Annotated in this window: 10 protein-coding genes; all 10 read right to left on the reverse strand. The window is 73.2% G+C overall.

Features of this window, described 5'->3' with window-relative positions; all coding sequences use genetic code 11:
* Positions 1 to 173 (reverse strand): NAD-dependent epimerase/dehydratase family protein (locus tag FJ251_10520; GenBank protein MBM4118154.1); only part of this gene is annotated, 173 nt, incomplete at its 3' end.
* Positions 170 to 2,773, reverse strand: coding sequence for a DUF2723 domain-containing protein (locus tag FJ251_10525; protein MBM4118155.1), 2,604 nt, complete (start codon positions 2,771 to 2,773; stop codon positions 170 to 172). The genes FJ251_10520 and FJ251_10525, both read right to left, overlap by 4 nt.
* A 97-nt stretch (positions 2,774 to 2,870) precedes the next feature.
* Positions 2,871 to 3,914: a flippase-like domain-containing protein gene (locus FJ251_10530; protein MBM4118156.1), complete on the reverse strand. Its 1,044-nt coding sequence runs from the start codon at positions 3,912 to 3,914 to the stop codon at positions 2,871 to 2,873.
* Positions 3,911 to 5,380 carry a glycosyltransferase family 4 protein gene (locus FJ251_10535; GenBank protein MBM4118157.1) on the reverse strand — a complete coding sequence of 490 codons (1,470 nt, stop codon included), beginning with the start codon at positions 5,378 to 5,380 and terminating at the stop codon, positions 3,911 to 3,913. Before FJ251_10535 ends, FJ251_10530 begins: the two co-directional genes overlap by 4 nt.
* Entirely contained in the window at positions 5,092 to 5,895 is an 804-nt protein-coding gene (locus FJ251_10540; GenBank protein MBM4118158.1) for a methyltransferase domain-containing protein, read from the reverse strand. The genes FJ251_10535 and FJ251_10540 overlap by 289 nt, the downstream gene beginning before the upstream one ends.
* Complete coding sequence (gene nusB, locus FJ251_10545; GenBank protein MBM4118159.1) at positions 5,892 to 6,326, reverse strand: transcription antitermination factor NusB; 435 nt, start codon at positions 6,324 to 6,326, stop codon at positions 5,892 to 5,894. Before nusB ends, FJ251_10540 begins: the two co-directional genes overlap by 4 nt.
* Position 6,327: 1 nt before the next feature.
* Positions 6,328 to 6,792: a 6,7-dimethyl-8-ribityllumazine synthase gene (locus FJ251_10550; protein MBM4118160.1), complete on the reverse strand. Its 465-nt coding sequence runs from the start codon at positions 6,790 to 6,792 to the stop codon at positions 6,328 to 6,330.
* 90 nt (positions 6,793 to 6,882) lie between these two features.
* On the reverse strand, positions 6,883 to 8,088 hold the full coding sequence (locus FJ251_10555; protein MBM4118161.1) for a bifunctional 3,4-dihydroxy-2-butanone-4-phosphate synthase/GTP cyclohydrolase II: 1,206 nt from the start codon (positions 8,086 to 8,088) through the stop codon (positions 6,883 to 6,885).
* 2 nt (positions 8,089 to 8,090) lie between these two features.
* Positions 8,091 to 8,765 (reverse strand): riboflavin synthase, encoded by a 675-nt coding sequence (locus FJ251_10560; GenBank protein MBM4118162.1) that lies wholly within the window; start codon positions 8,763 to 8,765, stop codon positions 8,091 to 8,093.
* An 11-nt stretch (positions 8,766 to 8,776) separates the two neighbouring features.
* Positions 8,777 to 9,481, reverse strand: a 705-nt coding sequence (locus FJ251_10565; protein ID MBM4118163.1) for a RibD family protein, incomplete at its 5' end; no start/stop codon positions are given.

Genomic DNA, 9,481 nt, shown 5'->3' on the forward strand with positions numbered 1-9,481 from the left:
GGGGCCGCGCGCAGGTTGCGCCGCTTGCGCGCCGGGTCGTAGTAGTCCGTGAGGCAGTCGATGCCGACGACCTCGCGGCCCTCGTCGAGCAGGCGCTCGCTGAGCTGCGAGCCGATGAAGCCCGCCGCGCCGGTGACGAGGACGCGGCCGCCGCTGATGCCGCCCCCGCTCAAGGCTGCGCGCTCCCCGCGCCGGGCAGGCTGGGCTGCGCGAGCGCCTCGTCGATCAGGCGCAGGCGCTCGCGCATCGCCGCGCTGTCGGGATGCCGCTGCAGATAGGCCGCTACTTGATCGCGTAGCGAGCGCAGGTTGTCGCGCGAGGGGAAGTAGCTCACGACGTAGTCGATCAGCGAGAGGTAGGCCGGCTCGTAGTCCGGGTTCAGCTTGACCACCTCGCCGAGGGACTGGACGACGCGCTGGCGATCGTCGGCGGCCTCGGCGGCCTGCGCGTAGCGGGCCCAGAGCTGCCAGTTCTCCGGCTCGCGCTCGATGTACTTCTCGTAGGAGCGCATTGCCCGGGCCGGTTCGCCGTTCTTCATGTACAGGTAGCCCAGGTACATGGCCACGGGCCCGAGATCCTCGCGGATCAGGCTCGCCATCTCCATCGCGCGCACGGCGCGGGCCGGATCGGGACCGCCGGGCGCGTCCTCGCGGTCCAGCTCGATCGCGAGGCGGCTCCAGGCCGCCGCGTAGTTCTGGATCAGGTGCGAGATCGTCGCGTCCTTGTAGAAACGCGGCAGACTCAGGCGCGGATCGTCGGGCGGCGGCACCTTGTCCACGATCGAGGGCCCGCCGAGCGCCTCCTGCCAGACGCCGCCGCGGCTCGTGCGCTCCTCGCTGAGGATGCCCCGCCACTCGAAGACCTGCTCCAGGTTCTGCCTGAGCTTGGGCAGGTCCACCTGCTCGCTGCCCTCGGTGAGGGTCATCCGGTAGACCATGCCCTCCATCTTGAGGTAGGGCAGGAAGGGCTGCAGGGTCTCGCGCGGGATCGTGACGGCGAAGTAGAAGGGCAGCTTCTCCCAGCCCTGGCGCTGGGCGTTGATGAAGAGGTGGTTGATCACCTCGTCGCGCGGCTGGATGATGCGCCCGTCGTCGAGGCGGTAGTAGTGCGTCGCCACATCGGCCATCTCGGCATCGCGCCAGGTGATGGGCAGGCTGGGCTTGAGGTCGCGCAGCTGGCGCATGTACCAGTCGGTGTTGAGCAGGCTCAGGTTGATGACGCGGATGTCCTTGCGGAAGCCCTCCACCTCCTGGATGTACCAGAGCGGGAAGGTGTCGTTGTCGCCGTTGGTGAAGATGACGGCATTCTGCTCCAGGGGTGCCAGCATGTTGTAGGCGTAGTCGCGGGCGATCAGGTTCTCGCTGCGATCGTGCGTGTGCCAGCCGTGGACGAGCGGACCGAGCGCGGCGAGCAGCAGGGCGCCGGCCAGCACGGCGGCGTAGATCGCGCGACGCCGCTCCCGGCGCAGGGAGTCGACCAGCCCGACGGCGCCGAGGGCGATGAAGACCGCGAAGTAGTAGAAGCCGTTCGCGTAGAAGTAGTCGCGCTCGCGCACCTCGTCGGACGAGAAGTTGAGGAAGAAGACGAGGCCGATCGTGTTCAGGAAGAGGACGGTGAAGAGCGCCGCCCAGTGGCGCCGCTCGCGCAGCCACTGGAGGGCGACGCCCAGCAGGCCGAGCCCGAGCGGGATCGCCGTCAGCGCGCGCCCGAGGTGGAAGTTGAAACCGCCCATCGGCAGGCTCCACTCGCCCGGCATGCGGAACTGGGCGCCGAGGTAGCCGAAGAAGTGCGTGAACTGCCAGCCGATCGGCGCCTTCCGCTCCGTCGGCAGCTGGAAGGGGTACTGCTCGCGCTTGAGCACGGCCCAGAGGCGGCTCCAACTCGAGGGGTCGGCCTCGTTGATCATCGGGCCCTGACCGGCGCGGATGTACAGGAACAGGTGCACGCTCAGCCCGAGGACAAAAAGGGCCAGGCTGTAGAGTACGAAGGGCCGCCGGCCGCGGCCGCGCGCCTGCGGCAACGCGAACCAGATGCCGAGGCCGAGGATTGCCAGGACCGCGACGAGCGTGATGGGGTCGGGCGTGTGCAGCACCGTGCTGCCGAGGAAGAGCGCCAGTAGCGCCCCCACCAGCCAGAGGTCGAGATTGCTGAAGCCCTTCTTGGGGATCATCAGGGCGAGCACGAAGAAGCCCGGGAAGACGAGCAGGGTGCCGAGGTGAAAGCCCACGGCCAGGCTGAGCAGGTAGAGGATCAGGTAGACCAGTGCGTTGCCGCGCGGGCGGTCGGCGTGCTCGGCCCAGTCCAGGGTGAGCCAGAGGACGAAGCCCGTCAGGAAGGCGCTCAGCGCGTAGACTTCGGCCTCGATGGCGTTGAACCAGAAGGTCTCGCTGAAGGCGATGAAGAGAGCGCCGGTGAGTCCGCCGGCCGCCCGCACCCAGACGGGCGGCGCCTCGCCCCCCTCCCGCCAGGCGGCCGTCACCCGCAGGCTGAGCAGGTAGACGAACAGGGCGGCCAGGGCGGCGAAGAAGGCGCTCATGAAGTTGATGCGCTGGGCGACCCCCTCGCCGAAGGGCAGGAGCCCGGCCAGGCGGGCCACCAGCACGTACATCGGCGTCGCCGGCGGGTGGGGGATACCGAGGGTCCAGCCGCAGGCGATGAACTCCCCGCAGTCCCAGAAGTTAAGCGTGGGCGAGAGCGTCAGGCCATAGACCACCAGGGGCAGGAGGAAGGCCAGGGCCCCTGCGGCCAGGAGGAGAGGATGTCGCTTTGGCATTGGGTTCCCGCGCGCGAGTAAGGGAATGTCATTTCACGACATATAGCAGGGATCCTGCCCTAAAGTTCCTCGCCGCGCAAGGGGCAATTCGGGCGCTTCAGCCGCCCGGCGATCCCGGCCCGGCAACCCCGGCTGGCCCAGCGCCGGCGGCCCGGCGGCGCCTCAGGAAGAGCAAGCCACCCACCAGGCTGACCGCGAGCATCGCCAGGTAGGCGAGCAGTTCGATCGCCACGGCCGCCTCGCCGCTCACGCCCAGGGGCGCGAAGAGCGGCAGCGCGAGTCCTTCGCGCAGGCCGAAGCCGCCCAGGGTGAGGGGCAGCGTGAGAGCGAAGGCGAGCGGCGGCACGGCGAGGAAGTAGGCCGGCAGTTCGGGGCCGGCCATTCCGAGCAGGGCCAGGCCGACGAAGTAGTGCACCGCCACGCGCAGGCCCTGCACGAGCAGGGAAAGCGCGAAGAGCCTGAGCAGGAGCGCGCGCTGTCGCCGCAGCCGGCGCAGCTGCTCGATCGCCCGCGCGCGCAGTCCACCGGCTGGCCAGAGCGAGAGCCGCTCGCCGAGTCGGTAGAGCAGCCGGAGCAGCGGGTCCAGGTAGAAGAGCGCGCCGAGCAGGAGGAAGAGAGTCCCGCCGATGAGGATCCCGCGGGCGAGGGGGCGCAGCGCAGGGTCGGCCCAGAGTCCGGCCGCGGCCAGCATCGCCAGCGCGGCCAGGGCCGAGAGGCCCGTGAGCCGGTCCGCCAGGGTGGCGGCCGAGGCCGCCACCGGATCGCGCGCGCGGCGGCTCAGGTCCAGCACCTTGACGAGGTCGCCGCCCACGCTGCCCGGCATGAAGTTGTTGAAGAAAAGCCCCACCCAGTAGAGCTGCGTCAGCTCGCCCGGGCGCAGGCGGATGCCGAGCGCCGCGAGGAAGCGCCCCCACTGCCAGGCGCCGAGCACGACGCTGAGCGCGAAGATCGCCAGCGCGGCGGCCAGCGGCGCTAGACGCGCCCGGCCGACCAGCGCCAGCGCCGCCCCCGGCGAGATGCGCGCAAGCAGAAAGGCGACCAGCGCCACGGTGAGCGCCAGCTTGAGCAGGGTGAGGAGCGGACGCCGGCGGCGCGCAGCCCCGGGAGCCGCCTCGGCGGTTGCCGCCGGCCGCGCCCTCATCGCGATTCTCCGCCGTCCGCGCCGGCGGTCTCGGCGAGCAGCCGGCGGAGCTGGGTCTCCGCATCGTCGGCGGCCCGATCCCAGCTGAAGCTGCGCGCCCTTGCCGCCGCGCGCGCCCCCATCGCCGCGCGGCGCGCGGGGTCGCGCAGCAGCGCGAGCGCGGCCGCCGCCATCGCCGGGACGTCGCCAGAGGGAACGAGCAGGCCCGTCTCGCCGTCCACCACCGAGTCGCGCAGGCCCGGCGCATCCGCCGCCACGCAGGGCACGCCGCAGGCGGCAGCTTCGATGACGGTGAGGCCCCAGCCCTCCTTCGGGCTCGCGTTGAGGAAGAGGTGACAGCGGTAGAGCAGGTCGACGAGGGCCGGCAAGGGCAGGTGCCCGTGGAAGCGCACCGCTTCCGCGAGGTCGAGCCGCGCGGCTTGTCGTTCGAGGGCCGCGCGCTCGGGTCCGCCGCCGACGATGTCCAGGCTCGCCGCCGGCAGCGCGCGGCGCAGGCGCGCGAAGGCCTCGATCACCAGGTGCGTGCCCTTGTAGCGGCGCAGGCGGCCGAGGTGGACGAGGCGCGGCGCCGCGTCCCTGGCCGGCGGCGCCGCCAGGTCGTAGGGCGCGGCGTCGAAGCCGCAGTGGCTCACCGCGATGCGCGCCGGGTCGAGGCCGCGGCGCACGAGATCGTCGCGCGTGCTCGCGCTGATCGCGATCACGCGGCTCCTGCCGTAGATGCGCGGGATCAGTCGCTCGGGCAGGTAGACGTAGAGCCCGGCCAGCCAGTTCGTCTCGCGGAAGACCGTCGCGCCGAACAGGTGCGGCACGATGAGCAGGTGCGGCAACGCGATCAGCGCGGGCAGAAAGAAGGGGATCTTATTGACGTCCTCGATGACCGCGTCGAAGGGCTCCCGCCGCGAGAGGCGGCGCGCGAGCCGCGCGAGTGCCCAGTTGGCGGTGAGCGGGCCGCCCGCGCGCAGCACGCGCAGGCCGCCGTAGCGCGCCTCGCGCTCCGCGCCCGGCCAGGCCGCCGCGAGCAGGGTGATCTGATGGCCGCGCGCGGCCAGGCGCTCGAGGATCTCGTGCAGGTGCGTCTCGGCGCCGCCCGCCTCGGGGTTCTCGCGGTCCCGCCAGTTGACCGCGAGCAGGCGCAGGGGCGCGCCGGGCGCTGCCGCGCGCGGGGGCCGCTGCCCGCTCACGGCCGGGGCCCGTCCGGCGCCGGCCGCCGGGCGACGCAGCCGATCACCATCGCCGTGTAGTGCCCGGCCCGCCGGTAACGCGCCCAGCGCTTGAGAGCGTTCGCGAGCTGGCCGAGCAGGGGCAAGGGCGGCGGGTGCATCGGCAGCGCCAGGCCGAGCCGCGCGGCAGCGCGCCGCAGCGCGCGGTAGACCAAACCGGGCTCGGGCCAGGCGCCGTAGGTCGCGAGCAGCTCGAAGCCCTGTGCGCGCAGCAGGCCCTCGAGCTCGCGGGGGCTGAAGGAGCACTCCCAGCCCGCGAACCAGCGGTCCAGCGCGATCAGGAGGCGCTTGGCCGGCGTGTAGAAGTGCCAGCGCTGCGGCACATCGACGAGCAGGAGTCCGCCCGGCCGGAGAACGCGGTAGTTCTCGGCCAGCAGCGCCGCCGGCGTGCGGAAGTGCTCGAGCAGCCCCTGGTGGAAGACGGCATCGAGGCTGCCGTTCGCCAGTGGGAGGGCGAGGGCGTCGCCGCGCAGGAGGCGGAGGCTGCCCGTGGCGGGCGGCGCCGCCGCGAGCGCCCGCGCGCTGGCGGCGAGTGCGGCCTCGGAGTAGTCGAGCACCGTCACGCGCGCGCCGCAGGCCGCCAGGCGCAGGGAGTCGCGGCCGCTGCCCGCCCCCACTTCCAGCACGCGGGGCGCGCCCGGCGGAAGATGGCGGAGCAGCTCCGCGTGCGGCGCCCCCACGGCCTCGTAGACCGCCTCCACCGGCTGGGCGCCCCAGAAGCGATCCCAGTGCTCGCGCCGGCTCTCGCGCCGCGCGCTCATGCGGCCGGCCCCGTCACCTGCTCGTGGGGACGCTCCCCCGCCAGCAGCGCAGCGAGGAGACCGTTGGCGAAGCTCGCCGCCTCCTCGCTGTCGAACTTGCGGGCCAGTTCCACGGCCTCGTCGAGGATGACCCGCGCCGGCACCTCCGGCGCGCGCCGCGACTCGGCGAGCGCCAGGCGCAGGACGAGGCGCAGGATGAGGCTCAACCGGACGAGGTCCCAGTTCTGCAGGCGCGCGGCGATGTCGGCGTCCAGGCGCGGCGCGTCCGCACGCGCCCAGGCGACGAGCTGCGCCGCGTAGGCGCGCGTCTCGCCGGCGCTGCCGCGGCGGCCGGCCTGGTCGGCGAGGACCGCCGCCGCGTCCTTGCCTGGCGCCTCCAGCTCGTAGAGGCTCTGAAGGGCCAGCTCCCTGGCCTTGCGCCGACGACCCATGCTAGGCGCCGAGGCGGCGGCGCAAGTCGGCGAGCTCGATCGCGCCGAGGGCGGCGTCCCAGCCCTTGTTGCCGCTCTTCGTGCCGCTGCGCTCGATGGCCTGCTCGAGCGTGTCGGTGGTCAGCACGCCGAAGATCGTCGGCACGCCCGTCGCGAGACCGACCTGGGCGATGCCCTTGGCCGCCTCGGCGGCGATGTACTCGAAGTGCGGCGTGCCGCCACGGATGACCGCCCCCAGGCAGACGACCGCGTCGTAGCGCCCCGACTCGGCCGCCAGCTTGGCGACGAAGGGCAGCTCGAAGCTGCCGGGCACGCGGATCTCGGTGAGCGCGCTCTCCTCCGCGCCGTGGCGGAGCAGGCAGTCGCGGGCGCCGGCCACCAGCTTGTCGACGAGGAACTCGTTGAAGCGACTCACCACCAGGGCGACGCGCAGGCCCTTGGCGTTCAGTTGCCCTTCCAGGATCACGGCCCTACCTCCTTCTCGCCCAGGGTCTGCGCCCGGGCTCGCCTACGCAAGTGCTTTCTGCGTCGCGCAACCGGCGCTCGCCGGCGCGCGCTAGATCAGGTCCAACAGATGGCCGAGCTTGTCCTTCTTCGCGGCCAGGTAGCGGCGGTTTTCGCCCCGCGGCTCGACCTCCAGGGGCAGGCGCTCGACGATCTCGAGCCCATAGGCCTCCAGGCCGACGATCTTGCGCGGGTTGTTCGTGAGCAGGCGGATGCGCGAGAGCCCCAGCTCGGCCAGGATCTGGGCGCCGATGCCGTAGTCGCGCAGGTCGGCCTTGAAGCCGAGGTGGTGATTGGCCTCGACGGTGTCCATGCCCTGCTCCTGGAGACGATAGGCGCGCAGCTTGTTGGCGAGGCCGATGCCCCGGCCCTCCTGCGTCATGTAGAGGAAGACGCCGTGCCCGTTGGCCTCGATGGCGGCCAGGGCGAGGTCGCGCTGCTCGCCGCAGTCGCAGCGGCGGCTGCCGAGGACATCGCCGGTGAAGCACTGGCTGTGCACGCGCACGAGGGTGTCGGGCCGGGCGGCAGGATCGCCCTTGACCACGGCCGCGTGCTGGCTGCCGTCGACGAGGCTCTCGAAGAGGATGAGCCGGAACTCGCCCAGCTTGCTCGGCAGGGCGACCTCCACCACCCGACGCACCAGACGCTCGCGGCTGTGGCGGTAGGCGATCAGCTCCTCGATTGTGATCATCGCCAAGCCGTGCTTGCGGCTGAACTGCTCGAGATCGGGCTGGCGGGCCATGCTGCCGTCGGCGTTGAGGATCTCGCAGAGCATGCCGGCCGGACGCAGGCCGGCCAGGCGCGCGAGGTCGACGGCGGCCTCCGTGTGCCCGGCGCGGCGCAGGACGCCGCCCGGCGCCGCGGCGAGCGGGAAGATGTGGCCGGGCCGCGCGAGGTCGGCGGGCACCGTGCCCGGGTCGGCGAGCAGGCGCACGGTGAGGGCGCGGTCGGCGGCGCTGATGCCGGTCGTCGTGCCTTCGCGGGCATCGACGCTCACCGTGAAGGGCGTGCGCATGAGGGCCGTGTTCTGCTCGACCATCGCGTGCAGGTCCAGGCGCGCGAGCAGGTCGCGGTCGGCCGGCGCGCAGATGAGCCCGCGCCCGTGCGTGGCGAAGAAGTTCACCGCCGCCGGCGTCGCCTTCTCGGCCGCCATGATCAGATCGCCCTCGTTCTCCCGATCCTCGTCGTCGACGACGACCACCATGCCGCCGGCGGCGATCGCCGCGATGGCCTGCTCGACCCGTCCGAAGTTCCGCATGCTCACTCCTCGCCCGTGGCGCCGCGCTTGGCGCCGAGGAAGCCCTGCTCGAGCAGGAGCCCGAGCAGCCGGCCGTCGCCGCTCTCGCCGCGCGCCAGGTAGCGCTCCACGATCTTGCCCAGGATGTCCGTCTCGATGTTCACCGTGTCGCCCGCGGCCAGCCCGCCCAGGGTGGTCGCGGCCAGCGTGTGGGGAATCAGGTAGAGCTCGCACTCGTCGGCCTCGATCTCGGGACCGAGCGTGAGCGAGACGCCGTCGACGGCCAGGCTGCCCTTGGGCACGAGCTGCGCGGCGAGCTCGGCGTCGACGCGCAGGCGCAGGGTCGTCCAGCCGGACTCGGGGATGACGGCGACCACTTCGGCGACGCCGTCGACGTGGCCCGTGACGAAGTGCCCGCCCAGGCGGCTGGTCGGCGTCAGCGCGCGCTCGAGGTTGACGGCGTCGCCCGGCTTCAGGTCGCCCAGGGTGGTCACGCGCAGGGTCTCGCCCATCGCGTAGACGCGGAAGCGCGGGCCGCTGAGCGCGGTCACCGTTTGACAGGCGCCGGCGATGGCCACGGAGTCGCCGACGGCCAGGCCGCCGGCGATCGCGGGCGCCTCGATCTCCAGGTCCCGGCCGCCGCCGGCCGCCTCGGCCAGCACGACGCGGCCCACCGTCTCGACGATGCCCGTGAACATCGGCTCCTCCCTCAGCGCGCGCCGGCCGGCGCGAGCGTGAGCTGCAGGTCCTCGCCGAGGGGGCGCAGGCGCTCGATGCGCAGGCCCTCGCGCTCGGCGAGCGCGGTCCAGAAGGGGCGGCCGTCGGCCGGCAGCAGGCGCGGCGCGACGAAGAGCTCCCAGCGCTCCCAGAGCCCGGCGGCGAGGAAGCTGCTGACGAGCCGCCCGCCGCCCTCCACGAGCAGGCTCGTGATCTCCTCCTGCTCGGCGAGCAGGGCGAGCGCGGCGGCGAGGTCGACGCCGCCCGCGCCGCCCCGCGGCAGGCGCCGGCACTCCCAGCCGGCCGGCGCCGCGCCGGGCGCGCCCTCGGGCAGCAGCAGCAGCGGGGCGCGCCCGCTGTAGTCGAGATCGATGGGCAGCGCGCTCCCCGCGCCCCCGAAGACGATGGGCCGCGGCAGCGGGCCGGCCGCTTCGTCGGCGGGCAGCAGGCGCAGGTCCAAGCGCGGGCGGTCCAAGCGCGCGGTCTCGGCGCCCACGGCGACGGCCATCGCCGCCGCCCGCAGGCGATGCCCCTCGCGCCGCGCCGCCTCGCCCGTGATCCAGCGCGAGCTGCCGTCCGCGCGCGCGATCAGCCCGTTCAGGCTGGCCGCGCTCTTGAGCGTCACGAAGGGACGACCCGTGCGCTGTCGGTGCAGGTAGGCGGGGTTCTGCGCGGCGGCCTCGGCGGCGAGCGGGCC

This window comes from bacterium (assembly GCA_016873475.1).
In the GTDB taxonomy this organism is placed as follows: Bacteria; Krumholzibacteriota; Krumholzibacteriia; order JACNKJ01; family JACNKJ01; genus VGXI01.